The sequence below is a fragment of the Jiangella ureilytica genome, assembly GCF_004348545.1.
Lineage (GTDB): Bacteria > Actinomycetota > Actinomycetes > Jiangellales > Jiangellaceae > Jiangella > Jiangella ureilytica.
This window is the reverse complement of record NZ_SMKL01000005.1, coordinates 77123-102016: the sequence shown is the minus strand read 5'-3', so window position 1 is coordinate 102016 and position 24894 is coordinate 77123. Positions and strand designations below refer to the sequence as shown.

The 24894-nt window shown below is 73.2% G+C and carries 26 protein-coding genes; 9 read left to right on the top strand and 17 right to left on the bottom strand.

Going from position 1 to position 24894, the window contains the following annotated elements:
* Positions 1–21 precede the first annotated feature (21 nt).
* The gene (locus tag E1212_RS03545) at positions 22–477 is read left to right on the top strand and encodes a DUF6918 family protein (protein ID WP_131979195.1); all 456 of its coding nucleotides are present in this window, start codon (positions 22–24) and stop codon (positions 475–477) included.
* A 13-nt stretch (positions 478–490) separates the two neighbouring features.
* On the opposite strand, the gene E1212_RS03540 is transcribed toward E1212_RS03545, so the two are convergent.
* The 11 genes from E1212_RS03540 to E1212_RS03490 form a co-directional block, all read right to left on the bottom strand.
* The gene (locus tag E1212_RS03540; RefSeq protein WP_131979192.1) at positions 491–919 is read right to left on the bottom strand and encodes a hypothetical protein; all 429 of its coding nucleotides are present in this window, start codon (positions 917–919) and stop codon (positions 491–493) included.
* 38 nt (positions 920–957) lie between these two features.
* Complete coding sequence (locus E1212_RS03535; RefSeq protein WP_131979189.1) at positions 958–1539, bottom strand: bacterial proteasome activator family protein; 582 nt, start codon at positions 1537–1539, stop codon at positions 958–960.
* Positions 1540–1719: 180 nt separating this feature from the next.
* Positions 1720–4473, bottom strand: a complete 2754-nt coding sequence (locus tag E1212_RS03530; RefSeq protein ID WP_131979186.1) for an FtsX-like permease family protein — start codon at positions 4471–4473, stop codon at positions 1720–1722.
* Positions 4470–5201, bottom strand: a complete 732-nt coding sequence (locus E1212_RS03525) for an ABC transporter ATP-binding protein (RefSeq protein ID WP_131979183.1) — start codon at positions 5199–5201, stop codon at positions 4470–4472. Before E1212_RS03525 ends, E1212_RS03530 begins: the two co-directional genes overlap by 4 nt.
* On the bottom strand, positions 5198–5791 hold the full coding sequence (locus E1212_RS03520) for a PadR family transcriptional regulator (protein ID WP_131979180.1): 594 nt from the start codon (positions 5789–5791) through the stop codon (positions 5198–5200). Before E1212_RS03520 ends, E1212_RS03525 begins: the two co-directional genes overlap by 4 nt.
* Before the next feature lie 78 nt (positions 5792–5869).
* Positions 5870–6415, bottom strand: a complete 546-nt coding sequence (locus tag E1212_RS03515; RefSeq protein WP_238992236.1) for an NUDIX hydrolase — start codon at positions 6413–6415, stop codon at positions 5870–5872.
* A gap of 98 nt (positions 6416–6513) precedes the next feature.
* Entirely contained in the window at positions 6514–7491 is a 978-nt protein-coding gene (locus E1212_RS03510; RefSeq protein ID WP_131979174.1) for an NAD(P)H-quinone oxidoreductase, read from the bottom strand.
* 12 nt (positions 7492–7503) lie between these two features.
* On the bottom strand, positions 7504–8613 hold the full coding sequence (locus tag E1212_RS03505) for a potassium channel family protein (RefSeq protein WP_131979171.1): 1110 nt from the start codon (positions 8611–8613) through the stop codon (positions 7504–7506).
* Positions 8614–8622: 9 nt separating this feature from the next.
* Positions 8623–9543 carry an NTP transferase domain-containing protein gene (locus E1212_RS03500; RefSeq protein WP_203416303.1) on the bottom strand — a complete coding sequence of 307 codons (921 nt, stop codon included), beginning with the start codon at positions 9541–9543 and terminating at the stop codon, positions 8623–8625.
* A gap of 220 nt (positions 9544–9763) precedes the next feature.
* The gene (locus E1212_RS03495) at positions 9764–10546 is read right to left on the bottom strand and encodes a carbon-nitrogen hydrolase family protein (RefSeq protein ID WP_131979165.1); all 783 of its coding nucleotides are present in this window, start codon (positions 10544–10546) and stop codon (positions 9764–9766) included.
* 4 nt (positions 10547–10550) lie between these two features.
* Positions 10551–11507, bottom strand: coding sequence for a 2-hydroxyacid dehydrogenase (locus E1212_RS03490; RefSeq protein ID WP_131979292.1), 957 nt, complete (start codon positions 11505–11507; stop codon positions 10551–10553).
* Positions 11508–11699: 192 nt separating this feature from the next.
* Here E1212_RS03490 and E1212_RS29220 point away from each other — a divergent pair, with 192 nt between their 5' ends.
* Both E1212_RS29220 and E1212_RS03485 read left to right on the top strand, forming a co-directional pair.
* Positions 11700–11855, top strand: coding sequence for a hypothetical protein (locus tag E1212_RS29220; protein ID WP_162605287.1), 156 nt, complete (start codon positions 11700–11702; stop codon positions 11853–11855).
* A 42-nt stretch (positions 11856–11897) separates the two neighbouring features.
* On the top strand, positions 11898–12848 hold the full coding sequence (locus tag E1212_RS03485; RefSeq protein WP_131979162.1) for a DUF389 domain-containing protein: 951 nt from the start codon (positions 11898–11900) through the stop codon (positions 12846–12848).
* On the opposite strand, the gene E1212_RS03480 is transcribed toward E1212_RS03485, so the two are convergent.
* Together E1212_RS03480 and E1212_RS03475 are read right to left on the bottom strand one after the other, a co-directional pair.
* The gene (locus E1212_RS03480) at positions 12820–13374 is read right to left on the bottom strand and encodes a GrpB family protein (RefSeq protein ID WP_131979159.1); all 555 of its coding nucleotides are present in this window, start codon (positions 13372–13374) and stop codon (positions 12820–12822) included. The genes E1212_RS03485 and E1212_RS03480 overlap by 29 nt on opposite strands.
* Before the next feature lie 109 nt (positions 13375–13483).
* The gene (locus E1212_RS03475) at positions 13484–14485 is read right to left on the bottom strand and encodes an Lrp/AsnC family transcriptional regulator (protein WP_162605286.1); all 1002 of its coding nucleotides are present in this window, start codon (positions 14483–14485) and stop codon (positions 13484–13486) included.
* A gap of 132 nt (positions 14486–14617) precedes the next feature.
* On the opposite strand from E1212_RS03475, the gene E1212_RS03470 reads away from it, so the two are divergent.
* The 5 genes from E1212_RS03470 to E1212_RS03450 are packed head-to-tail and all read left to right on the top strand — an operon-like array spanning position 14618 to position 20697.
* Positions 14618–16021, top strand: coding sequence for an ABC transporter substrate-binding protein (locus E1212_RS03470; protein ID WP_131979153.1), 1404 nt, complete (start codon positions 14618–14620; stop codon positions 16019–16021).
* A gap of 5 nt (positions 16022–16026) precedes the next feature.
* Positions 16027–17064: a carbohydrate ABC transporter permease gene (locus E1212_RS03465; protein WP_131979150.1), complete on the top strand. Its 1038-nt coding sequence runs from the start codon at positions 16027–16029 to the stop codon at positions 17062–17064.
* The gene (locus E1212_RS03460; RefSeq protein ID WP_131979147.1) at positions 17064–17927 is read left to right on the top strand and encodes a carbohydrate ABC transporter permease; all 864 of its coding nucleotides are present in this window, start codon (positions 17064–17066) and stop codon (positions 17925–17927) included. Before E1212_RS03465 ends, E1212_RS03460 begins: the two co-directional genes overlap by 1 nt.
* 2 nt (positions 17928–17929) lie before the next feature.
* On the top strand, positions 17930–19225 hold the full coding sequence (locus E1212_RS03455) for a Gfo/Idh/MocA family protein (protein ID WP_131979144.1): 1296 nt from the start codon (positions 17930–17932) through the stop codon (positions 19223–19225).
* The gene (locus E1212_RS03450; RefSeq protein ID WP_162605285.1) at positions 19222–20697 is read left to right on the top strand and encodes a sulfatase-like hydrolase/transferase; all 1476 of its coding nucleotides are present in this window, start codon (positions 19222–19224) and stop codon (positions 20695–20697) included. Before E1212_RS03455 ends, E1212_RS03450 begins: the two co-directional genes overlap by 4 nt.
* Positions 20698–20740: 43 nt before the next feature.
* Here E1212_RS03450 and E1212_RS03445 read toward each other — a convergent pair whose 3' ends face one another.
* Positions 20741–21847: an RNA polymerase subunit sigma-70 gene (locus tag E1212_RS03445; protein WP_275296147.1), complete on the bottom strand. Its 1107-nt coding sequence runs from the start codon at positions 21845–21847 to the stop codon at positions 20741–20743.
* Between E1212_RS03445 and E1212_RS03440 the strand changes: the two genes are divergently transcribed.
* A complete protein-coding gene (locus tag E1212_RS03440) occupies positions 21743–22324 on the top strand; it encodes a dihydrofolate reductase family protein (RefSeq protein WP_131979135.1) in 582 nt (193 codons plus the stop codon). The two genes, E1212_RS03445 and E1212_RS03440, sit on opposite strands and share 105 nt — an antisense overlap.
* Here E1212_RS03440 and E1212_RS03435 read toward each other — a convergent pair.
* From E1212_RS03435 to E1212_RS03425, 3 genes are all read right to left on the bottom strand, one after another.
* On the bottom strand, positions 22317–23534 hold the full coding sequence (locus E1212_RS03435; RefSeq protein ID WP_131979132.1) for an RNA polymerase sigma factor: 1218 nt from the start codon (positions 23532–23534) through the stop codon (positions 22317–22319). The genes E1212_RS03440 and E1212_RS03435 overlap by 8 nt on opposite strands.
* Entirely contained in the window at positions 23531–23890 is a 360-nt protein-coding gene (locus tag E1212_RS03430) for a YciI family protein (protein WP_131979129.1), read from the bottom strand. The genes E1212_RS03435 and E1212_RS03430 overlap by 4 nt, the downstream gene beginning before the upstream one ends.
* Positions 23891–23981: 91 nt before the next feature.
* Positions 23982–24869: a hypothetical protein gene (locus E1212_RS03425; protein WP_131979126.1), complete on the bottom strand. Its 888-nt coding sequence runs from the start codon at positions 24867–24869 to the stop codon at positions 23982–23984.
* Positions 24870–24894 lie beyond the last annotated feature (25 nt).

The following is a 24894-nucleotide window of genomic DNA, read 5'->3' as shown; positions in this document are numbered from 1 at the left end:
ATACTGAGGGGCACTTCCCACATGGCTGACACACTCCGCGAGATCCTTCTCGACCCGAGCCGCCGGCCCGCCGTCGTCAAGGACCTCCACCAGCTCGTCGACGCCGAGGTCTCCGACAAGGGCGGCGTTTCGGGGATGGCCGTCAAGGGCGGCTACGCGGTCCTGAAGAAGATCAACGCCGGGTTCGTCCCGGAGACCATCGACAACATGCTCGACTCCTTCGTCGAGCGGGCCGAGCCGTTCTACGCCGACTTCCAGGCCACCGGCGGTGGCTCGCTCGCCGACTACTTCGAGAGCCGTCGCAGCGAGATCTCCGACGCGCTCCTCGGAGTCTCCGACGCCCGGGCCGCGGCGTCGCAGCGCGACAGCGTCAAGAAGGTCTACGCCAAGCTGCGCCCGCAGGCGCAGAAGCACGTCGAAGAGGCGCTGCCGCGCCTGGCCGGCGTCATCGAGAGCCACGCCCGCACCGCCGCCTGACGGGCTCGCACCATCACCCGCGTGGCCGGGCCGGGTCGACCGCGTCGATCCGCTCGGCCAGGCGGGCCACCCCGGCCCTGATCATCCGGCCGTAGCCGTCGTCGTCGAGGTCGTCGCAAGCCGCCAGGGCCAGCGCCGCGTGCGTCCGCGCCGACGCGACGTCGCCCAGCCGCCGGTACGCGTCGGCCACGTTCAGCTGCAGCGACGCCGCGAATTCGCGGACGTCGAACCCCGCGTCCCCGAACCCGTCGGAGGCGGCCGCCAGCGCGCGCAGGTCCCACGCGAGCTCGTCGGCGGCGTCGTCCTGCAGATCGGCCAGGTGGTGCGCCAGGACGCAGCGGTGCAGCCGGCCGCCGCCCAGCTCGTCGAGCGACTCCCACAGCACGGTCAGCTGCGACCGCGCAGCCGGCCGCGACTCGGTGTGGCCGACGGCGACCGCCACGGCGATCCGCTCGAGCAGCGGATCGCCGGCGGGGATCGTCAGAGGTACATCCCGCTGCCGCGCTGGTCGCCCTCGTCGCCCTGAGGCTGGCCGCCCGGCATCGCCTGGCCGGGCGCGAGCTGCACGCCCGGCGGCAACGCCCGGCGCATCTGCTCCAGCTGCGCCCGCGCGGCCATCTGCTGCGCGAACAGCGTGGTCTGGATGCCGTGGAACAGGCCCTCGAGCCAGCCGACCAGCTGGGCCTGCGCCACCCGCAGCTCGGCATCGGTGGGCACGGTGTCGTCGCCGAACGGCAGCGCCAGCCGCTCGAGCTCGTCGACCAGCTCGGGCGCCAGGCCGTCCTCGAGCTCGTCGAGGGACGCGCGGTGGATCTCACCCAGGCGGCGCCGGCTGGCCTCGTCGAGCGGCGCGGCCTTCACCTCGTCGAGCAGTTGCTTGATCATGCTGCCGATACGCATGACCTTGGCCGGCTGCTCGACGAGGTCGGTGAGCGAGCGCTGCTCCTCGTGGCTGCCGGGCGCGGACTCGATGGCCATGCCGCCGGGGCCGACGACGACCACGCGCTGCTCGTCGTCGGCAGAGGTGTCGTGGGATTCGGCGTTCTCGTTCGGCTCCGTCATGGGACCATCTTCACCCCTCGCCGCCCGCTTCGGGACGGCCGGGTCGAACTTGGCCCCCGGTCAGCGCGGTCGCGGGTCGCGGTGCCTGCCGCCGGACCGCCGCCTCGGCCCTGCGCAGGGCGAGAAGCTGCAGCGTACGGCGGCGAGCGGCCTGCCGGGCACGACGCACCGCGATGCTGTTCACTCCACCCTCCTGATCATCGGCAACCGGCTCGGTGTGAAGACCACCGCCACGAGGACGGCCAGTACGGGGACGGCGACACCGGTGAGCACGAGGGTGTCCCAGGCCCAGATGAACTCCGGTGCGCCGAGCGCCGGCCAGACCAGATAGGCGAAGTACACGCCCAGCACCGACCCGATCAGCACGCCCAGACCGCCCACCACCAGGGCCTGCGCACCGGCCAGGCCGCGCCGGCGCCGCGGCGGGGCCCCGACGGCGGCCAGGGTGGCGAGGTCGGCGCGGCCCTCGGCGGCCGCCAGCGAGACGGCGATGGCCACTCCGACCAGCGTCACGAACGCCGCGCCCGCGGTGAGGGCCAGCACGGCCGGGTCGGTGCCGTCGTCGGGGGGCACCTCGATGGCCGGCCAGGCGCCCGCCGTCTCGGCCGCCTGGAGGGCGGCGTCGATCTGCTCCGGCGTCGCGTCGCCGAACCGGATGAAGCTCGTGGTGTCCATGGGGGTGAACCCGTGTGCGGTCAGGGTCTCCGCGGACGCGAACGCCCCCGGCAGCATCGAGTACGCGGTGGGCCGTTCGGCGAGGTGGGCCGGGATCCGGGTCTGCTGTGGCTCCCCGTCCATCGGATAGATGTCGATGACCACCTCTCCGCCGGCGCGGACGAACGGCTGCTCGAAGACGACCACCCGGCCGGCGGCCAGGGCGTCGAGGGTGGCCTGGTCGGGCGCGCTGCCGGCGACGAGCTCCATGAGCGCGGGATCGGCGACGGCCATGGACACCGAGCCCGCGTAGGCGCAGTCGAGGCAGTCCGACCCGGCGGCCATCCAGACGGTGTCGAAGGTCGTGACGTCGTCGTAGGTGTACTCCGCGGCGGCCTCGGCGGCCCGGATCACCCGTGCGTCGGGCAGGGCGCCGGCCACGGCGCGTTCGGCCGCGCCGAGGAGCTCGTCGATCTGTGCGGCGGTCTGACCCTGCCGCTCGACGTCGATGCGCAGGACGTCGTCCGGCAGCGACGGCATGTATCTCAGCTCGTCGGCGCGGGCGGCGCCGCCGGCGCCGAAGGCCACCGCCGTCGACCCCGCCACGACGATCGCGATGGCCGCCACTGTCGGCGCGGTCCGGTGCCGGTGCCGGGCGGCGTCGCGCAGCGCCAGCCGGGCCGAGAGCCCGAGCCGGTGCGCGGCGCGGGCAAGGACCGAGATCAGGCCGGGCAGCAGGACCACGATGCCGGCCGTGGCGATGAGCGCCCCGCCGAGCTGCACGGCGATGTACGGCGTGGTGGTGGGCCCGGCGACGAACATGCCGGTGCCGGCCAGCCGGGCCAGCTCGTCGGCGTAGTCCTCGAGGTCGCCGGCGAGGGCCCGGCTCGCGATCAGCGCGCCGGCCGCCCCCACGACGAACAGCGCGACGCCGACGACCGGCAGCCGGGCCGCCAGCCGGGTGGTCCGGAACCGCTCCGCCAGCGCGTCGACCGGCGTCATCCGGGCCGCTCCCACGGCCGGGACGACGGCGGCGGCCAGGCCCGCGAGCACTCCGACACCCGCGGCGGCAGCGAGCTCGGCCCAGCCGAACGTCCAGTGGTCGACCAGCTGGCCGAGGTAGCGCTCCCAGATGGGCCCCGCGACGGGCACCAGTGTCGCCCCCACGGCCAGCCCCGCGGCGGCGCCGAGCACGCCCAGCACCAGCCCCTGGGCCAGGACGGTCCGGCGGACCTGCGCCGCACTGGCCCCGGAGGCCATCATGAGGCCGAGCTCGCGCACCTGCCGCCGGGCGCCGACGGCGAACGCGGCGCCGGCCAGCAGCACCACCTCGAGCAGGCCGAGCCCGACCACCAGGACCACGAGCGCCGCCTGCTGCACCTGCTCGACGCTGGGCGCGCCGCCGGAGCCGGCGTCGGGGTAGTACCGCTCCGGGTGCGCGATGACGTCGCGCGGCAGCAGACCGACGCCCTCGGCGGCCAGCGCGCCGGCGAGCTCGCCGAGGTCGGCGCCGTCGGGGAGGTCGGCCAGGTAGGCCATGCCGCCGAACATCCCGGCCGCTCCCCACGAGTCCGAGCCGGAGGCCGCCGCATGCTCGGCGACGATGGAGCCCGGCGCGACGGTCATCCGCTCGGCCCGCAGAAAGAACGGATCGACCACCAGCGCAGTCACACTGACGGTGGGCCCGTCGTGGACCGTGGCCGTCGCGCCGGTCCGCAGCTCGCCGTCGTCGTCGAGCAGGTCGAGCCGCTCGGCGAGCCGGCGCGTGATCGCGGCCTCGTCGCGCGCCTCGGGCCACCGCCCGGCCTCGAGCCGGACGGCGTGATCGGTCAGCGGGCCGTCGAACGGGATCACCTCGAGCAGTGCGGAGCGCACCACGGAGTCGCCGTCGTCGAGCCGGAGGCTGTGGTTGACCCGGTCGGGGACCAGGACGGTTCCGGCCGGCAGCAGGGCGGCGACGTCGACCGAGGCAGGGTCGCGCTCCGGCTCGGAGGGCACATCGCCGGTGAAGGTGAGCTCGACCATCGGCAACCGGCCGTCGTCCGGTACCGGCAGCTCGCGGTACGGCACCACCTCGACGATGGCGTCGGCGTCGCCCATGCGCGAGTAGGCGTCGCGCTCGGGCGACTCGACACTGCGGTACAGGACGTCGGCGATGGTGGCGCCGGCGACCGGCAGCCCCACGAGCACGGCGATGAGCGCCGACCGGCGGAGGTTGCGGCGCACCTGGCGCCGGGCGATCCGCAGCGCGGGCACCCACCCGCGCCCCCGCAGCCTCATCCGAGACCGTCCGCGGCGAGCAGCACCTCGGGCGGCGGCGCGATGCCGGTGTCGTCGATCAGTGCGCCGTCGCGCAGGAACACCACGCGGTCGGCCCAGGCCGCGTGCCGGGCCTCGTGGGTGACCAGCAGCCCGGAGGCGCCGGCGTCGCAGCGCGCCCGCAGCACCCGCAGCACGTCCTCGCCGGTCTGCGAGTCCAGCGCACCCGTCGGCTCGTCGGCCAGCACCAGCCGGCGCGGCCCGACCAGCGCCCGCGCGATGGCGACCCGCTGCTGCTGCCCGCCGGACATCTCGTCGGGGAACCGGCCGGCCAGCTCGCCGACGCCGACCTCGGTGAGCGCGTCGAGCGCCTCGCGCCGTGCGGCCTTGGCGCGGACGCCGTCGAGCTCGCGCGGCAGCGCCACGTTCTCGGCCGCGGTGAGCGCGGGGATGAGGTTGAGATCCTGGAAGACGTAGCCGAGGCTGCGCCGGCGCACGGCGGCGAGCTCGCCCCTGCTCAACGTGGCGAGGTCGGTCCCCTCGACCAGGACGGTGCCGTCGCTGGGCTCGTCGAGCCCGCCGGCCAGGTGCAGCAGCGTGCTCTTGCCGGACCCGGAGGGGCCCATGACGGCGACCAGCTCGCGCGGGCGCAGGGTGAGGCTGACGGCGTGCAGGGCGTGCACCGCCGTGGGGCCGTCGCCGTGGACGCGGCTGACCGAACGCAGCTCGAGGACGGCGCCGGCGCTCATCGCCGTGCGGCCTGATCGGTGCCGGCCGGGTCGGGCGCGACGGCGGCGGCCGGAGCGGGCGGGCGCGTGGTGAAGCCGCGCCGCGCCAGCCGGGTCTCGGAGTGGTCGAGCCACCGCACCTCGGCCTCGGCCCGGAAGATCATGGAGTCGAGCACGAGTAGCCAGGCGGTGTCCTCTGAGCCGTCGGCCACGGCCTTGAGCCGGGTCAGCTCCTGCAGGTGCCGCAGGGTGGCGGTGCGCTGGGTCTGCAGCACCGCGCGGACGTCGACGCCCGGTGTGGTCAGCGCCAGCGCCACCTTGATGGCAAGCTCGTCGCGCGGGCGGTCGGTGGCGCCCAGCGGGGTGGCGAACCAGCCGGTCAGCTCCGCGTGCCCGGCGTCGGTGAGGCGGTAGACGACCTTGCCGTCCTCGTCGGACTCACCGGTCTGCTCGACCAGGCCATCGCGCTCGAGCCGGGCCAGTGTCGTGTAGACCTGGCCGACGTTGAGCGGCCAGGTCGCCCCGGTGGACCGCTCGAACTCGTGCCGCAGCTGGTAGCCGTACATCGGGGAGCGTTCGAGCAGGGCCAGCAGACCGTGACGAATGGACATGGCTACCAAGTATGCATACTCGGTATAGCCCGTCAAGCGCTGGGCTCGCCGGCCTTGCTCATGGAGTGAGTCGGGGAGTCAGCGGGCGAAGTGATTCGTCGGGACCGTCGACTCCTCGGCCGCGCTGAGGACGACCGGCCAGAGCGAGGGGTCGTGGCTGGCCGCGAACAGGTCGGCCAGCCCGACCGGCCAGATCGGCCGCTCGGTGCTGCGCAACTCGTCGAGGCTCCACCAGCGGTGCCCGATGACGGTGAGCTGCTCGTCCTCGGTGAGCCCGGCCGGCACGATCTCCTGGCTCGGGGCGTCGGCGACGAAGAACGTCTCGGACTGGACCGCGATCTTGTCGGAGTAGGCGTGGACGACGGTGCGCTCGGCCATGGGGCCGCGCACCGACGACGGGCGCAGCCGCAGGCCGGTCTCCTCCTCGACCTCGCGGACGGCTGCGTCGATCAGCGTCTCGCCGGGGTCGACGCCGCCGCCGGGCGTGATCCAGAACGTGGGCGCGCCGGGCGCGGACGGGTCGCTGTCCTCGAACAGCAGCAGCCGGCCGCCGGGTTCGACGAGCAGCACCCGGGCGGTCCGGCGGTGTGTGACCGGCCGGTCGAGGTCGGACTCCAGCGACATCACCACATTTGCCAGGGTACGCCCCCATCGGCAGGTCGTGACCGTCCATGTCGCATCGAGTCATCACTTCCGCGTCATCGGCGCTGGTCGCGGCGATCTCAGCTGGTGAGCAGCACCTTGCCCACGTGTTCGCCGGCCTCGAGGACGCGGTGCGCCTCGGCCGCCTGGGACATCGGCAGGACGCGGTCGACCACGGGCCTCACCGCACCGGACTCGATGAGCGGCCACACGTGCTCGCACACCTCCGCGACCACGGCGGCCTTGCCGGCGGGCGTGCGCCGGCGCAGCAGCGAGCCGGTGATGCGGGCCCGCTTGCGCATGACGGAGCCGAGGTTCACCTGGGCGTCGCGGCCGCCCAGCGTGCCGATGATCGTGATGCGGCCGTCCATGGCCAGCACGTCGAGGTTCCGGGCCAGGTAGGGGCCGCCCATGATGTCGAGCACGACGTCGGCGCCGTGCCCGCCCGTCGCCTCGCGCACGACCTCGACGAAGTCGTCGTCGCGGTAGTTCACCAGGATGTCGGCGCCCAGCTCCGCGCACCGTTCGAGCTTGGCCGCCGACCCCGCCGTCACAGCGACCCGGGCGCCCAGCGCGCGCCCGATCTGGATGGCGGCCGTCCCGATGCCGCTGGCGCCGCCGTGGACCAGCAGCACGTCGCCCTTGCCCAGGCTCGCGGTCATGACCAGGTTGGACCAGACCGTGCAGAAGACCTCGGGCAGGGCGGCCGCCGTGACGAGATCGACGCCGGCCGGCGCCTGCAGCAGCTGGCCCGCCGGTACGGCGACCCGCTCGGCGTAGCCGCCGCCGGACAGCAGCGCGCACACCTGGTCGCCGACCTTCCAGCCGGTGACGCCGTCGCCGACCTCGCTGATGGTGCCGCTGCACTCGAGGCCGGGCCAGGCGGGCGACCCGTCCGGGACGTCGTACTTACCGCGCCGCTGCAGGACGTCGGCACGGTTGACGGCGGACGCGACGACGTCGACGACCACCTCGCCCCGGCCGCAGACCGGGTCGGGGACCTCGCTCCACACCAGCACCTCGGGCCCGCCGGGCTCGGTGATGACGACCGCGTGCACGTGCCCCTCCGCTCAGACGCCGCCCGGCGGCCGGTCCGCCGGGTCCTCGGGCTCCTCCGGATCGTCGGCCAGAGTCGTGTCGTGGGCGTCCTCGCGCCGGGCCCACGGATACTCCTCGGACGGCCGGATGACGACGAGGCGGTCGCCGCGGACGAGGTGCCCGATGGCCGGCGAGTGGAACGGCAGCTCGGCGCCGTCGCGCACCACCGCCACCACGAGGTCGGTCAGCTGCCGCGGCTGCTTGCCCTCTTCGCGCGGCATGACCAGCCGCTCGGCCACCTCGAGGCCGGTGCCGGACGTGGTGAGGTCCTCGAGCACGTGCCCCAGCGCGGGGCTGACCGTGGCGAGGCCAAGGATGCGGCCGACGGCGTCGGACGACGTGACGACCTCGTCGGCGCCGCCCTGCCGGACCAGCGCGACGTTGTCGGCCTCGCGGACCGCGACGACGATGTTCGCGTTCTGGTTGAGCTGCCGGCAGGTCAGGGTCGCCAGCACGCTGGCGTCGTCGCGGGCCGTGGTGATGACGATGCGGCTGGCGGCCGGGACGCCGGCGCGGCGCAGCACCTCGGTGCGGGTGGCGTCGCCCATGACGGCGACCAGGCCCTGCTCGTTCGCCTCGGCGATGGCGGACGGGTCGGGATCGACGACGACGAGGGCCTCCTGCGCCATCTCGTTCGCGAGCATCGTGGCCACCGCGCTGCGCCCCTTGACGCCGTAGCCGATGACGACGGTGTGGTCGCGCAACTTCTTCCTCCAGCGGTTGAGCCGCACCTGCTCGCGGCTCCGGGTGGTCAGGGTCTCCAGTGTCGTGCCGATGAGGACGATCAGGAACAGCACCCGCAGCGGAGTGATGAGGATGATGTTGACCAGCCGCGCGGTGTCCGACGTCGGCGTGATGTCACCGTAGCCCGTGGTCGAGAGCGAGACCGTCGTGTAGTAGAACGCGTCGAGCAGGTCGACCGAGCCGTCGGAGTTGTCGGTGTAGCCGTCGCGATCGAGGTAGACCAGCAGCGCCGTCAGCACCAGCACCGACACCGCGATGATGACCCGCTGCGTCAGGAGGCGCAGCGGGTCGACCACGTCTGCCGGGGCCGGCAGGTGGACGGAGCTCTTGGTCTGCACAGCGTGACGCTACTGCAGCGTCGGTGTGGCGGCGTCGGGGCCGTCGGTCCAGTCGCGCGCCAGCTCACCCGCGGCGTCGAGCGCCGCGGCGACGGCGGCCGCTCCGCCGCCCTTGGTGGCGGCGGCGTAGCCCGCGACGAACGCCGTCACCGGCGCGGCCGGCCGCTCCACGCCGTGCGCGGCGTCGCGAGCGACCTCGAGGATCGCGCCGACATCGACGTCGTCGACCGGCACCCCCAGCCGTTCGCACAACGCGGTCACCCAGCTGTCCATGTCACGTCCCCTCCTCCTGGCACCCGGCACATCCTCCCCTGGCCGAGCCTGCCATCGGGCCAGGTCGTCCGGCGTGTCGATGTCCGCGGCGCCGTCGGCGTCGGCGATCGTGGCCACCCGCAGACGCGCCAGCAGGCTCCGGACCGGCCGGTCGCGAGGGTCGCCGACGGCCTCGAGCGCGGCCCGCAGCGGCTCCGTCCGGTAGGCCGCCACCAGCGGTTGTACCCACCCCTGCGGATCGACGACGGCGACGGCGTCGGTTTCGTCGCCGAGTCCGGCCAGCAGCCGCCCGACCAGCGTCGACGACACCCGCGGCAGGTCCGCTGCGAGGACGACGACGACGTCCGGCCCGGCGTCCGGCCCGGCGTCCGGCTCGGCCGCCAGTGCGGCGAGACCGGCGGCCAGCGCGGCCAGCGGCCCGCTTCCGGGCGGGTCCTCGCGGGTCCAGCTGATGGGCAGCCCGGTGTCGCGCCGCCGCCCGACGACGACGATCCGCGCGGCGCCCGCCTCGGCCGCGGCGGCGACCGACCGGTCCAGCAGCGTGCGCCCGCCGACGACCAGTCCCGGCTTGTCGACGCCGCCCAGCCGCTGCCCGGCTCCGCCGGCCAGCACGACCGCCGCCCACGTGTCGGTGCCCGGTCCTGGGCTGGGTCCCACCCGGTCAGGGCGGGCTACGTCCCCGCCGTCGACACCGCCACCGCTGCCCGAACCCACCGGTCTGTCGGCGCTCACCCGGCTGCCGTCACCCGCCGGTCTGCCCGAGCCCGCCCGACTCTCGTCATCCGCCGGCCCGTCGGTGCCCGCCCCTAGAGTGGGTCCCACCCGAACGGGGCGGGGCATACCCGGGTCGTCGGCCGGAACCGTCACGATGGCACCGTCACGGCCGCGGTGGCCAGGTCCGGCGGTGCTGCAGCGCCGGGTTGCGGGTCCGGGCGGCGGTGACGCGCTCGAGGGAGAGTTCGGCGGCCAGGAGACCCTCGTCGTCGCCCAGGGCGGCGACCACGACGCCGAGTGGGTCGACCAGCTGGCTGAGCCCGCAGTAGGCCCGCCCGGTCTGCGCCGCGGCGGCGACGTAGACGGTGTTCTCGATGGCCCGCGCCCGCAGCAGCGTCTGCCAGTGGTCCTCTTTGAGCGGCCCTCGGACCCAGGCCGCCGGGATGACGAACGCGTCGGCGCCGGCGTCGACCAGTGCCCGGCCCTGTTCGGGGAAGCGCAGGTCGTAGCAGGTGAGCAGGCCGAGCCGGACGCCGTCGACCTCGAAGACCGCGGGCACAGCCGAGCCCGCGCGAAGTCGGTCGGACTCCCGGTAGCCGAAGGAGTCGTACAGGTGGGCCTTGCGGTACATCGCCCGCACGGCGCCGTCGGGCCCGACCGCGACCAGCGTGTTGTACGGCCGGTCGGGGTCGTCGGAGCGCTCGAACATGCCGCCGACGACGACGGCGCCGGCCTCGCGCGCCACCGACGCCAGCGTCGCCACGAACGGGCCGTCCAGAGTTTGAGCGACCGGGCCGAGCGGCAGGGCGGGGTCGCCGAAGTCGTGCATGACCGCCTCGGGCAGCACCACGAGATCGGCCTCGACGCCCGTGGTGAGCCGCCGAACGGCCGCGGCGTTCTCGGCGGGATCGGTGCCCGCCGCCAGCTGGACCAGAACCGTCCTCATGACGCTATTGAAGCGCGACCGGGGTGACCAGCGTCCCGTCGGCCAGGAAGCGTTCGAGGTTGCGCAGCACCAGCTGCGCCATGGCCTCGCGCGTCTCGACGGTGGCGCTGCCGATGTGCGGCAGCAGCACGACGTTGTCCAGCGCGAACAGCTCGTCGGGCACCTGCGGCTCGGCGGCGAAGACGTCGAGTGCCGCGCCGCCCAGCGCACCGGACGCCAGCGCCGTCACCAGCGCGTCCTGGTCGACCACGCTGCCGCGGGCGACGTTGACGAGGTAGCCGTCGGGCCCCAGCGCGGCCAGTACGCCGGCGGAGACCAGCGCGCGGGTGCCGGCGCCACCCGGCGTGACGACGATCAGCGCGTCGACCGAGCCGGCCAGCTCGACCGGCGAGGCCGCGTAGGCGTATGCGACGTCGTCAACGCGGCGGCGGTTGTGGTAGCTGACGGTGCAGCCGAACGCCTCGAGCCGGTGCGCGACGGCCCGGCCGATGCGGCCCAGCCCGAGGATGCCGACCCGGGTGCCGCTGACCCGGCGCTGCAGCGGGAATCGCGCCCCGTCGGCCCAGGAGCCGCGGCGGACGAATCGGTCGCCGGCCGACAGCCCGCGCATGACGTCGATGAGTCCGCCGACGGCGAGGTCGGCCACGCAGTCGGTCAGCACGTCGGGGGTGTTGCTGAGCACGATGCCGCGCGAGCGCAGCGCGTCGACGTCGACGGCGTCGTAGCCCACGCCGAGGTTGATGACGGCGGCCAGCTTCGGCAGCGCGCCGATCAGCTCGGCGTCCATACCGGGGCCGGTGACCGCGACGCTCACGTGCGGGCCGTGCTCGGCCAGGAACCGCTCGCGCTCGTCGCCGGGCGCCGGCAGCCGGAGCGCGTCGTACGTCGCCGTCAGCTCGCGCTCGGCCGTGGGATGGAGCCTGCCCACCTGCAGAATCACGCCGTCAGTCACGGCCGCCAGCGTACAAGGCCCGACGCGGGCGAGACGCCGAGGCGGCGAGGGAGGCCGAAGGTCCCTCGCCGCATCGACCGGGGTGCGCCCTACGCCGCGCGACCACGCGCCGTCGCGCGGCCGGTCCCGCGAACGCACTGTTCACGCCGGCGTCACGTGCCCGAACCGCGGACTCAACATGATCCATCTTTCATAGAGGTCATGGACGTCATGGAACGGGAGCCCGCGGCCCTGCTGAGCGTGCTCACCGATGGCAACGCCGTACTCAACGACCACGCCGACGACGCCGGGCTGTGCGCCGTCTGCGGCTCGGCCTGGCCCTGCGACGCCACCCGGCTGGCGGGCGCGTTTCGCTGACGGCTGCCGCCGTCGCTCATCCGGCGCCTCTACCATGGCGCCGTGCTGCACCTGCGCGTGACGACGCCGGCGGACACGACCGAGCGCATCGTCGAGCTGCTCTCCGGGTGCCCGGGCGTGGCCAGCATCGCCGTCCTGCGCGGGGCCTCGGTGAAGCCGCCGGGCGACATGGTGCTGGCCGAGCTGGCCCGCGAGTCCGCCGAGGACATGCTGAGCTCGCTGCGAGAGTTGGGCATCGACCGCTCCGGCACCATCGCGCTCGAGTCGGTCGAGACCTCCATCTCGCAGGCCGCCGAGAAGGCCGAGGACGACGCCCCCGGCGAAGGCGCCGACGCCGTCATCTGGGAACAGGTCGTGCGCCGCGCCGACGAGGACTCCGTCCTCTCGAACACGTTCGTCTGGTTCCTGAGCCTGGCCGCCGTGCTGGCCGCCATCGCCATCGTGCTCGACTCCGCGATCCTCGTGGTCGGCGCCATGGTCGTCGGCCCGGAGTTCGGGCCGCTCGCCGGCATCGCCGTCGGCCTGGTGCACCGGCGGAGGAGCGTCGTGCGCCAGGCGCTGGTCACCCTGGTGGTCGGCTTCGCCGTCGCCATCGCCGTCACGACGGTGCTGGGACTGATCGCGTCGTGGGCAGGGTGGATCGACCCGTCGGTGCTGACGGCGGAACGGCCGCTCACGGGGTTCATCTGGCGGCCGGACCGGTGGTCGTTCGTCGTGGCGTTCATCGCCGGGATCGCCGGCATCCTGTCGCTCACGTCCGCGAAGTCGGGTGCTTTGGTGGGCGTGTTCATCTCGGTGACGACGGTGCCCGCCGCCGGGAACCTGGGACTGGCCCTGGCCCTCGGCGACGCCGCCGAGATGGGCGGCGCGGCCGCTCAGCTCGGCATCAACATGGCCGCGATCGTGCTGGCCGGCGTCCTAACCCTGCTGGTGCTCAAGGGCGCGAACGGCCGGCTGGCGCGGCTCAGTGCTCGACGGACGCCCGTCGCATGATGTCCTCGATGAACGGTGCCTTGCCGGCCCGGTAGGCCGGCCGGTCGTCGTGGTGCAACGCCGCCAGACTCTGCTTGATGCCGGCGTAGCTCTGCGCGTCCTCGGGGTGGTGCCGGAGGTGGTCGCGGAAGGCGAGGCAGTCGCGGCCGAGCTGCGACACGTACTCGACGACGTGCAGGTGGTGGGTGCGCCAGGCGGGGTCGGGGTAGCAGAACGACCAGCGCCGCAGCTCTTCGTCGCCGGCTTCCCACACGTGCGTCCAGCCGGCCGCCTCCATGGCGGCGATGGCGCCGCGAGCGTCCTCGTAGGACGCGACCATGGCCAACATGTCGATGATGGGCTTGGCGGAAAGACCGGGCACGGCGGTGCTGCCGACATGCTCGACGGAGCCGATGAGCCACGGGCGAAGAGCCGGCTCGACGCGCCGGCGCTCCTGCTCGAAGGACGCGGGCCAATCCTTGTCGTAAGAAACGATCTCTATAGGGTCGCGGCGCACAGCATCGTGCGCTGCATCACTCTCATGCATGGTTCGACCATAGCCCTCCGAGCCGCGTTCGGGCGCGCGAGATTCGCATGATCGCGTGGAGTTCCGGGCCTGTTCACGGCACGGATGGTGACCGCTGGCCTGATCGACACTACGGTGACGCGACGGCCGTCCGCAGCTCGGGCGCGATCATGCCGGCCCGCTTGACCGTGCGCAGTGCCACGGCGACGTCTGCGTGGATGAGTCCGGGCAGGTGGCCGATGGTCTCGGAGAGGAACTCGTAGAGCGCGCTGTCGCTGGCGACGGCGATCTCGCCGCACAGGTTCCGGTCGCCGGTCGTGGCCGCGATCATCACGACGTTGCGGTGCCGCGCCAGGATCTCGCCGGCGAGGCCGATCTTCGTCGGGTTGATCGTGAGCCAGACGAAGGCGTTCACCGTCAGGCCCAGCACCTCCGGCTCGACGACGGTGCGCATGCGCAGCACGCCGCTCGACATCAGCGCCTCGGTGCGCCGGCGCGCGGTGCTGGGGGTGACGCCGCACCGGACGGCGAGCTCCTGCCAGCTCATGCGGCCGTCGCCGATGAGCTCGCCGACGATCTGCTCGTCCAGCTCGGTCATGGGGGCGGCCTCGGCGGGCTCGGGGCGCTCGCTCCACCGGTCGCGGCGCTCGGAGCGCAGGACGGCGACGGCGTCGTCGGGCAGCAGGCCGGGGTTCCAGCCGTGCGGCGTGGAGAACCGGCGGATCACCTGGTTGCTGAACGTCGCCATGACGCCGTCGAACTGCGGCAGCCGGTGCATCATCAGCGCGTAGAGGTGCTCGTTGGAGGTGTAGGCGATCTCCGCGACGCAGTCGACGCTGCCGGTCAGCACCTTGACCGACCCGGTCTCGCCCCACTGCGCCAACGGCAGGGCCAGATCGTCGGCGGCCCCCGGCGCGCACCGCAGCCGGACGAACACCGACCGCGCCCGGTGGCTGATCTGCGAGTCCAGCGCGCCGACGACGCGGACGGCACCGGCCCGCCGCAGCCGCATGAGCCGCCGCGAGACCGTCGCCTCGGAGCTGCGGACCGCCTGGCCGATGGTTGCGTGGGTCGCCCGCGGGTGCGCGAGCAGCGCCGCGACCACGAGCCGGTCGAGTTCGTCGATCTTCACCGAGTTCACTCAGATCACCGCCTATGGGTTGCGATTCCTTGCATTTCGTTCCCATTCGTTGACACGTTGAATCACATTTCCCAAGCATGGTGCCCCACATTGCAGGCGAGAACTCCCACCGAGGAGGACGGCATGATGTGGCGACGACCTCTGGGCACACTCGCGGTGATCGGTCTGGTCGCTGCGGGATGTTCCGGCGACGACGGCGACAGCGCCGACTCCGAGGGGGGCGGCGGCAGCATCACGTTCTGGACCGTCTACGACACCGCCGACCGGATCGCCATCATGGAGCAGGTGCTCGCCGACTTCACGGAGCAGTCCGGCATCGACGTCGAGCTGGTCGGCGTCAGCGCGCCGGATCTGTCACAGGCGATGGTCTCGGCCGCCGCGGCCGGTGATCTTCCCGACGTCGTGGTGCACGGCGTCGAGCTGGCCGCCGGCTGGGTCGCCGAGGGCATCCTCGACTCCGCCGCCGCCAGCGAGATGGTGGACGAGCTGGGCTCGGACACGTTCAACGAGAGCGCGCTGGACCTCATCCGGGTCGAGGACGCCGAGGGCGAGTACGCCACCGTCCCGTCCGACGGCTGGGGCCAGATGATCTTCTACCGCACCGACCTGTTCGAGGCGGCCGGGCTGGAGGAGCCGTCCACCTACGAGGCGGCACTGACCGCCGCCGAGCGGCTCAACGGCCAGAACGGCGTCTCCGGCTTCGCGCTCGGCAGCACCGGCGGCGACGGCTTCACCATGCAGGTCTTCGAGCACGTCGCGCTCGCCAACGACTGCCAGCTGGTCGACGACGAGGGCGAGGTGACGCTGGACAGCCCCGAGTGCGAGGAGGCGATCCAGTTCTACGTCGACCTCGCGCAGTACGCGCCCGCCGGCGCCGGCGACGTCGACACCACCCGCGCCAACTATCTGGCCGGGCAGACGGCGATGACGTCGTGGTCGCCGCACCTGCTCGACGAGCTGGCCGGGCTGTTCGCGGACACCCCGCTGACCTGCGCCGAGTGCGCCAACGACCAGCAGTGGCTGGTCGACCGCACCAGGATCCTGCCGCTGTTCCAGGGTCCGTCGGGCGACGAGCCCACGCAGTTCGGCCTGACGATCAACCTGGGCATCACCGCGTCGGCCGACCTGGAGCCGTCGAAGGAGCTCGTGCGCTACCTGCTCGGCGACGGCTACATGGGCTTCCTCTCCATCTCGCCCGAGGGCCGCTTCCCGATGCGCAACGGCAACTCCGCCGACGACACCACCTACGTCGACGGCTGGACCGACCTCGCCGTCGGTACCGGGTCGCAGCAGCTCTCCGTCGGCGAGCTGTACGGCGACGAGGCGGTACAGACCATCACCGAGGGCGCCACCGGGTTCGAGCGCTGGGGCTTCCCGCAGGGACAGGGCGCGCTGGTCACCGCGATGTACGGCGACCTCGAGCTGACCAACATCCTGCGCGACGCGCTGGACGGCACCCTCACGCCCGCCGAGGCGGCCGCGCAGATGGACGAGAGCGCCACCCAGCTCCAGGCCGAACTGGGCTGAGGCCCATGGCTTCCGGACCTCTCGCCACGTCCGCCGCCGACACCGAGCCGGCCGGCACCGGCTCGGGCGGCGGCCCGGGCGCCGGACGCGTGCGCGGGCGCGGGCGTCGAGGACTCTCGCTGCGGGCGCGCGAGTCGCGGGCCGGGCTGGTCCTGGTCAGCCCGACGGTGCTGATCGTCCTGCTGGTGGTCGTGCTGCCGTTCCTGTGGACGATCGTCATGTCGTTCCAGCGGCTGCGGCTGATCGACCTGCAGAACGTCTTCGACATCACGCTGACGCTGCGGAACTTCGAGACCGTCCTGGGCAGCGCGGACCTGTGGGAGATGGTCCGCACGACGCTGATCTACAGCATCGGCGGCACGGTGCTGTCGGTCGGCGCCGGGCTGGCGACGGCGCTGGCGCTGCGGCACCGGTTCCCCGGCCGCTTCCTCATCCGGGCGTTCGTGCTGGTGCCGTACGTCATCCCGGTGGTGTCGGCGGCGCTGGTCTGGCGGACGCTGCTCAACCCGCAGTTCGGCCCGGTCAACGTGTTCGGCGTCGAGGTGCTCGGCTGGGACCAGCCCATCGGCTTCCTCAGCGAGCGGTTCCACCGGCTGGAGCTGTTCGGCGTCGGGTTCGACGCGCCGATCGCCCTGCTGACCGTCATCGTGTTCGAGGCCTGGAAGACGTTCCCGCTGGCGTTCCTGTTCATCCTGGCCCGGCTGCAGGGCCTGCCCCGCGATCTGGAGGAGGCCGCGCGGGTCGACGGCGCCACGCCCCTCCAGCGGTTCCGCCACATCGTCCTGCCGCAGCTGTCCGGAGTCATCGCGCTGCTGGTGCTGCTGCGCTTCATCTGGACGTTCCAGAACTTCAACGACGTGTACCTGCTGACCCGCGGCGCCGCGGGCACCGAGGTGGTGGCGGTGCAGGTCTACACGTACCTGGTCTCCCGCAACGACGTCGGCGGGGCGGCGGCGCTCGGCCTGCTGATGTCCGTCGTGCTGATCATCGCCTTCGCCGTCTACTACCGGTACGGCGTCGTGAAGCAGGAGGCGGAGGTCTGATGGCGTCGCGCGAGGTGGTCGAGACCCGCGTCCTGGGCGTGGCGCGTGTGGTGTGGCTGGCGTTCATCCTGGTCGCCTGCGTGCTGCCGCTGTTCTACATGCTGCTGCTGTCGGTCCGGCCGCTGCAGGCCGTGCTCTCGGACCCGCTCGGCGTGCCGTCGTTCGGCGAGCTGAACCTCGAGGCGTACCGTCGGGTGGTCGCCTCGCCCGAGGACGGCGGGTACGGCCTGCTGTCGTTCTTCGGCAACTCGCTGATCGTCGCGCTGGGCTCCGTGGTGCTGACGGTGCTGCTGTCGGTGCTCGGGGCATACGCCGCGACCCGCCTGCGCTTCCCCGGCAAGAACGTCGTCAACATCTCGTTCTTCGCCGTCTACATGTTCCCCGGCATCGTCATGGCGATCCCGCTGTTCGTGCTGTTCTCGCGGCTCGGGCTGCGCGGCGAGCTGCCGGCGCTGATCATCATCTACCTGGCGTCGACGGTGCCGGTGTCGGTCTACATGCTGCGCAACTACTTCCGGTCCATCCCGAAGGGCCTGGAGGACGCCGCCATGGTCGACGGCTGCAACCGCGGCCAGGTGATCATCCGGATCGTGCTGCCGCTGGCGATGCCGTCGATCGCAGCGACCTCGCTCTACGTCTTCATGATCGCCTGGAACGAGTACCTGTTCGCGCTGCTCTTCCTGCTGGAGAGCCGTGACAACTGGACGGTCTCGCTCGGCCTGGCACAGCTGGACGACATCAGCGTGTCGGCGACCGTCCTCATGGCCGGGTCCGTGCTGCTGACGCTGCCGGTCATCGCGCTGTTCTTCGCCGCCGAACGACTGCTGGTCGAGGGCCTCACCGCGGGGGCCGAGAAAGGGTGAGCATGACGGACCTGAACGCGCCGGTGCGGCTGCTGGTGCTCGGCGCCGGGAGCCGCGGCGGCACCGCCTACGCCGGCTGGTGCCTGCAGCATCCCGACGCGGCCGTGGTGACGGGGATCGCCGACAGCGACGGCGCGCGGCTGGCCGAGGTCGGCGACGCCCACGGCGTGGCGCCGGAGCACCGGTACGCCGACTGGCGCCCGGCGCTGGACCGCCCGGGCCCCTGGGACGCCGTCGTCGTCGCCACACCGGACCGGATGCACGTCGACCCCACCCTGCGGGCGCTCGAGCTGGGCTACGACGTCCTGCTGGAGAAGCCGATGGCGCCGACCCCCAGCGAGCTGGACCGGCTGGTCGCCGCCGCCAAGGACCGGCCCGGCGCGATCACCGTCTCGCACGTCATGCGGTACACGCCGTTCTTCAACGCGCTGCGGCGGCTGCTGCGCGAGGGCCGCATCGGCGACCTGCAGGGCATCCAGCACTCCGAGAACATCGGCTACTGGCACTTCGCGCACAGCTACGTCCGCGGCAACTGGCACCGCGCCGCCGACTCCAGCCCGATGCTGCTGGCCAAGGCCTGCCACGACCTCGACATGCTGCGCTGGCTGGTCGACTCACCGTGCGTCGCGGTGTCGTCGTTCGGCGACCGGCGGCACTTCCGCATCGAGAACGCGCCGCCCGGCTCGACCGACCGCTGCATCGACGGATGCGCCGTCGCGGCGAGCTGCCCGTACAACGCCGAACGGTTCTACGTGGAGCACCTGGCCGGCGTCGACGGCTGGCCGGTCTCCGTCATCACCAAGGACCCGTCGCCCGAGGGCCGGCTGCGGGCGCTGCGCGAGACCGACTACGGACGCTGTGTCTACCGCATGGACAACGACGTCGCCGACCACCAGACGACGTCGCTGCGGTTCGCCAACGGCGTGACGGCGTCGCTGGTCGTCTCGGCGTTCACGCAGCAGAACACCCGCAAGGTCACGCTCATGGGCAGCCACGGCGAGATCACCGGCGACATGGAGAGCGGGCGCATCGAGGTCGTCCGCTTCCTCGACGCGGTGCCGGACATCGCCGGCCGGCAGCCCACCGGCCGGCACGTGGAGCAGGTCGCCGAGGACCTCGGCGGGCACGCCGGCGGCGACGCGGGCCTGATGACGGAGTTCACCGAGCGCACCCGGCGGCGCCGGGCCGGGCTGCCGGTGCCGGCCGCTCCCAGCGCGTTCGAGGAGAGCCTCGAGAGCCACTGGGTCGCGTTCGCCGCCGAGCGGTCGCGGCAGAACGGGACGGTCGAGTACCTGTGAGTCCCAGTGCGGGCGACGACCGGCCGAACCTGCTGCTCATCACCACCGACCAGCAGCGCCGCGACACGCTGGGCCCGGGCGCGCCGCCGTTCCTGCGCACGCCGCACCTGGACCAGCTGGCGCACGAGGGCATCCGGTTCGACGCCGCCTACGCCTCGACACCGGTCTGCGTGCCGTCGCGGGTCACGCTGCTGACCGGGCAGTCGGCGCTGCGCCACGGCATGACGCACAACGGCCGCACCTGCGACGTCCTGGCGCCGGGGGCGCCGACGCTGCCGGCCCGGCTCGGCGCGCTGGGCTACGCCACCGTCGGCATCGGGAAGATGCACTTCACGCCGCCGCGGGCGCACCACGGGTTCGAGGAGCTGATCCTGCCCGACGACTACTACCGGCACGGCAGCCGGAGCGGGGTCGCCGCCATGCGGCACGGCCTGGGGCAGAACGAGCTGTACCCCGGCATGGCGACCGTCCCGGAGTCGCAGACGCTGACGTCCTGGCTGTCCGAGCAGGCCGTCGAGCACATCCGGCACCGCCGCGACCCGACCCGGCCGCTGTTCCTCTGGCTCTCCTACAGCAAGCCGCATCCGCCGCTGGACCCGCCCGAGCCGTACTACTCGATGTACCGCGACGCGCCGATCCCGGCGCCGATCGCGGGCGACTGGGCCGGTGACGACGCCCCGGCCGCGTTCCTGCGGCAGCGGCACCGCGGCTCCTTCGACCTGCTCGACCCCGCGACGATCCGGGCCGCCCGAGCGGCCTACTACGGCCTGGTGACGCAGATCGACTACAACCTCGGCCGCGTGCTGGCGGCCCTGCAGGACGTCGGCGAGCTGGCCCGCACCACCGTCGTGTTCACGTCCGACCACGGCGAGTACCTCGGCGACCACGGCACCGGGAACAAGGTGTTCTTCCACGAGGCGGCGGCCGGTGTGCCGATGATCGTCCGTCCGGCGGCGGGCCGGTCGACGGTCGCGCCCGGCACGGCGGTCCGGACGCCGGTGACGCTGGCCGACGTGCTGCCGACCTTGGTCGCGGCGGCGGGCAGACCTGTTCCGGACGGCGTCGACGGGACCGACCTCGTCGCGCTGGCCGGGCAAGACGGCGGCGACCGGCCGCGCATCGTGGTCGGCCTCGCGAGCGGCGACGCCGGCCCGCCCGGCCTGCCGTACTACCTGGCGATCACCGACGGGCGGCACAAGTACGTCTGGTACCCCGAGGGACCGGCCGAGCAGCTCTTCGACCTGGGCACGGACCCGCAGGAACTGCACGACCTGGCGAGCGGCGCCGAGGATCAGCTCCAGGGATGGCGGGATCGCCTCGTCGCTGCGGTCCGCGACGGCGGCGGCGAGCGTCTCCTCGACGACTCTGAGCTGCCCGCCGCCGAGCCGCACGCCGACACCGTCGCCGAACAGCGCGCCACCGCCTGGCCGGGCTACCACACCGACGCCTTCCACCTCGACGTCCGCCACTGACCACCGCGATGAGCACCTCCACGCACCAGGCGCGGGTGGTGCCTCAGGGTGCTCCTGGTAGAGCGGCGGGGAGGTCGAAGGCCGGGAACAGCTCCGGGCCGAACGTGGTGACCTCGGCGATCAGCCCGCCCTCGATGCGCAGCACGTCGAGCTTGAACGCGGCGAACGTGGTCTCGCCGGGTGGGCGCAGGTAGCAGGCGGCGGCCGGCATCCGGTTCGCCGTCGTCGGCAGCAGCCGCCAGTCGCCGTGCCGGGCGGCGGCCACGTGCAGCGGGGCCAGCGCGGCCCAGCCGTCGTAGCAGACCGGCTGCGGCGGCATGGTGACCCGGATGTCGTCGCGGACCAGGGCCGCCATGCGGTCGGTGTCGGGCCGCTCGCTGAGGGCGATGTAGCGGTGCAGCAGGTCGCGCTCGTCGGCGGTGAGCGCGGTGCGCGGCGCGCCCGACTCCGGCGTCGGCCGCTCGCGCTGCAGTGTCGCCCGGGCCCGCTGCAGCGCGCTGTTCACCGCCGGCACCGTCGTCTCGAGGATCGCCGCGGTCTCGGCCGCCGACCAGCCGATGGCCTCGCGCATCACCAGCACCGCCCGCTGCTGGGCGGGAAGCAGCTGCATGGCGGCGATGAACGCCAGCTCGATGGTCTCGCGCCCGACGACGACGGCCTCGGGCTCGTCGGCGCTGGGCGCGACCTGGTCGAGCAACCGGTCCGGGTACGGCTGCAGCCACGGCACCTCGGCGAACGAGCGCACCTGCTCCAGGCGCCGGGACCGCTGCCGCAGCTGGTCGAGGCAGGCGTTGGTGGCGATGCGGTAGAGCCACGCGCGCAGGTTGGTGCCGTGCTCGTAGGAGTCGCGGTGCGTCCACGCCCGCAGCAGGACGTCCTGGACGACCTCCTCGGCGTCGTCGAACGAGCCGAGCATCCGGTAGCAGTGCACGTGCAACTCGCGCCGGTGCTGGTTGATCGCCGTCGAGAAGTCGTCCATCGGGACATTCTGCAAAGTCGCGTGCTCGACCGATGAGTCGACGCGCGCGGCGTCGTTACACGGGGCATGAACACACTCGTACTCGACATCAGCATCTCCCTCGACGGCTTCATCACGGCGGGCGGCCAGACCCCCGACGAGCCCCTCGGCAAGGGTGGCGAGCGCCTGCACGACTGGGCCTTCGGTGCCGACGACGTCAACCGCGAGTTCACCGCAGATTCGGTCGGCGGGCTCGGCGCACTGATCACCGGCCGGAAGAACTACGACGACTCGCTCCGGTGGTGGGGCGCCGACGGCCCGACCGGCCCGGCCCGGCGGCCGCTGATCGTGCTGACCCACGAGGCGCCGGCGGAGTCGCCCGAGAACGGCGTCTACACGTTCGTCACCACCGGCATCGAGGACGCGCTCGCGCAGGCCCGCGCGGTGGCCGGCGACGGCGCGGTGGCCGTCATGGGCGGGGCGAACGTCGCCCAGCAGTACCTCGCCGCCGGCCTGCTCGACGAGATCTCGCTGCACATCGTGCCGGTGCTGTTCGGTGACGGGATCCGGCTGTTCGACCGCACCGGCGCCGAGCATGTCCGGCTGGAGCATGTCCACACCGTCCCGACCGACGTCGCCACGCACGTCCGCTACCGCGTGGTCAGGTGAGACCGGCGGCGCGCAGCGCGAGGTAGCGCTGCTCCGGCACGCTCGCCGTCCGCCGCGCCGCCCGCAGATACGCCGCGCGGGCGCCGTCGGGGTCGCCGGCCAGCTCGAGCAGGTGGCCCCGGACGGCGTCCAGCCGGTGCGTCTGCGTCATCCGGTCGTCAGCCCCCAGGGTGCCGAGCAGCGCCAGCCCGGCCCGCGGCCCGTGCACATTGGCGACGGCGACGGCGCGGTTGAGTGTGACGACGGGGCCGGGCGCCACCTTCTCGAGCACCTCGTAGAGAGCGAGGATCTGCGGCCAGTCGGTGGCGTCGGCCGTCGCCGCCTCGTCGTGCACCGCGGCGATGGCGGCCTGGAGCTGGTACGGGCCGACCGCGCCGCCGCCGAGCACACCGGTCAGCAGCGCGACGCCCTCGGCGATCTGGCCGGCGTCCCAGCGCGACCGGTCCTGCTCGGCCAGCGGCACCGGGACCCCGTCGGCCGTGGTGCGGGCAGAGCGGCGCGCGTCAGTGAGCAGCATGAGTGCCAGCAGGCCGGCCACCTCGGCGTCGCCGGGCGCCAGCCGGTGCAGCAGCCGGGTCAGCCGGATCGCCTCGGCGGTGAGGTCGGCCCGCAGCGTCCGGGTGCCGGAGCTGGCGGTGTACCCCTCGTTGAAGATCAGGTACAGCACGTGCAGCACGGCGCGCAGCCGCTCGGTCCGCTCGGCCGGCGGGGGCGGGTCGAACCGGGCGCCACCGGCTTTGAGCTTCTGCTTCGCGCGGCTGATCCGCTGCGCCATGGTCGCCTCGGGGACCAGGAAGGCGGCCGCGATCTCCGCCGTCGTCAGGCCGCCGACCGCTCGCAGCGTGAGCGCCAGCTGCGCGGGCAGCGGCAGCTCCGGATGGCAGCACAGGAACAGCAGGATCAGGGTGTCGTCGGACTGCTCGACCTCGCCCTGCTCGACGAGGTCGAGCGTGGCGACGGTCTCCTCGCGGCGGCGCCGGGCCTCGGCGCCGCGCACCTCGTCGACGAACCGGCGCGACGCGACCGTGACCAGCCAGGACCGCGGGCTGTCCGGAACACCGTCGACCGGCCACTGCTGCGCCGCGGCCAGCAACGCCTCCTGGACGGCGTCCTCGCACGCGTCGAACCGCCCGTACTTGCGCACGAGCACGCCGAGGGCCTGCGGCGCGGCGGTGCGCAGCAGGTCCTCGATCGCCGGTTCGAGGCTCACAGATCCTCTGGTGCGTCCATCGCCACGCGGATCTCGAGCCGGCCGGAGTACCTCACGATCTGCCCGGCCAGCTCGATGACGCGCTCCTCGCTCTCGACGTCGACCACCCAGAAGCCGATGAGCGACTCTTTGGCCTCGGCGAACGGCCCGTCGGTCACGACCGGGAGAGCGTCCTGCAGCACCACCGTCTTCGCGGTGCTCGGATCGGCGAGACCCTGCTGGAACACCAGCTCGCCGGACGCCTCGAGGTCTTTGTCGAGCTGGATCATGAAGCCGATCATCTCCTCGATCTGCTCCTTGGTGTGCGTGGCCATCATGGTGCCGGTGTCCCCGAACATCATGAGCATGTACTTCATCGGGTCGCTCCCCGTCGTCAGGAGCACCGCCGTGGGGTGCTCTCAGCAGTGGGTCGGAGCCACGGCGCCGTTCTCGACGACCCGCGCGGCGTCAACTCTCGTCGTTGCGGCCGGCGCACCGTAGCGCCTGCATCGCATCGAGGGCGGCGCGCTGAGCGTCGTCGACCGGGATGGCGGTGGGGATCGGCTCGCCCGCGCCGAGGTCGACCCACGCGGTGAAGCCGTACGGCCTCTTGGCGTCGCCGATGGCGTGCCCGCCGCAGCGCAGCACGTCGGAGTGGATGCGCAGCTGTCCCGGCGGCAGCGCGGGGTCGGGCTGCGGGGTCACCTCGAACAACACGCTGCCGCGGGTGTCGGTGATGCTCGGCGTGACACCGGGGTCGACCGGCGTGACGGTGAGAAGGCCGGTGAGCGTGCCGTCGGCGGCCGGCACCAGCGGGCTCATGGTCAGCGACACGGACTCCCTCAGCACCTGTGCGGCGCAGTCGGTCCGCAGCAGCCGGTCGAGGGTGCCGTTGGGGTGAGGGAGGTCGAGGACGAGCGCGTGCTCGTCGCCGCCCTCGGCCTGAGCGGTGAGCGCGACCCGCGCCTGGGCGGTCGTGGAGTCGACGCCGTCGGGGCAGCGCGCGAGACCGTACTCGACCTGCAGGTCGCGCGGGATGTCGCCGGGCGGGATGGTGGAGTCCAGCGGCTGCGGCCCGGTCTCCTCGAACGAGTCGCTGAGCAGTTCGGCCGACGTGACGTGCACCGGCTCGCCGCCGTGGTTGGTGACGGCGATGACGACCAGCCCGGAGCGGTTGAAGGAGCGGCGGATCTCCGCGGTGGCGGTGAGGTCGGGCGTCGGCTCCGCGGCGCCGGCGGCATCACCCGCCGCCACCTCGTCGCCGTTGTCGCCGGTGGTCAGCGCGACGAGAATCGCGGCGATGCCGGCCACCAGCACCGTCACCACGAGGACGAGCACGAACCGCAACCGGCGCATGACGCATTATCTCCCCGCGCGACGG

Coding starts and splice junctions, on each gene's coding strand:
- E1212_RS03545 (WP_131979195.1), top strand. CDS start 22: ATGGCTGACACACTCCGCGAGATCCTTCTCGACCCGAGCCGCCGGCCC.
- E1212_RS03535 (WP_131979189.1), bottom strand. CDS start 1,539: ATGACGGAGCCGAACGAGAACGCCGAATCCCACGACACCTCTGCCGAC.
- E1212_RS03530 (WP_131979186.1), bottom strand. CDS start 4,473: ATGAGGCTGCGGGGGCGCGGGTGGGTGCCCGCGCTGCGGATCGCCCGG.
- E1212_RS03525 (WP_131979183.1), bottom strand. CDS start 5,201: ATGAGCGCCGGCGCCGTCCTCGAGCTGCGTTCGGTCAGCCGCGTCCAC.
- E1212_RS03520 (WP_131979180.1), bottom strand. CDS start 5,791: ATGTCCATTCGTCACGGTCTGCTGGCCCTGCTCGAACGCTCCCCGATG.
- E1212_RS03515 (WP_238992236.1), bottom strand. CDS start 6,415: ATGTCGCTGGAGTCCGACCTCGACCGGCCGGTCACACACCGCCGGACC.
- E1212_RS03495 (WP_131979165.1), bottom strand. CDS start 10,546: ATGAGGACGGTTCTGGTCCAGCTGGCGGCGGGCACCGATCCCGCCGAG.
- E1212_RS29220 (WP_162605287.1), top strand. CDS start 11,700: ATGGACGTCATGGAACGGGAGCCCGCGGCCCTGCTGAGCGTGCTCACC.
- E1212_RS03480 (WP_131979159.1), bottom strand. CDS start 13,374: ATGCATGAGAGTGATGCAGCGCACGATGCTGTGCGCCGCGACCCTATA.
- E1212_RS03470 (WP_131979153.1), top strand. CDS start 14,618: ATGATGTGGCGACGACCTCTGGGCACACTCGCGGTGATCGGTCTGGTC.
- E1212_RS03465 (WP_131979150.1), top strand. CDS start 16,027: ATGGCTTCCGGACCTCTCGCCACGTCCGCCGCCGACACCGAGCCGGCC.
- E1212_RS03460 (WP_131979147.1), top strand. CDS start 17,064: ATGGCGTCGCGCGAGGTGGTCGAGACCCGCGTCCTGGGCGTGGCGCGT.
- E1212_RS03455 (WP_131979144.1), top strand. CDS start 17,930: ATGACGGACCTGAACGCGCCGGTGCGGCTGCTGGTGCTCGGCGCCGGG.
- E1212_RS03440 (WP_131979135.1), top strand. CDS start 21,743: ATGAACACACTCGTACTCGACATCAGCATCTCCCTCGACGGCTTCATC.
- E1212_RS03430 (WP_131979129.1), bottom strand. CDS start 23,890: ATGAAGTACATGCTCATGATGTTCGGGGACACCGGCACCATGATGGCC.
- E1212_RS03425 (WP_131979126.1), bottom strand. CDS start 24,869: ATGCGCCGGTTGCGGTTCGTGCTCGTCCTCGTGGTGACGGTGCTGGTG.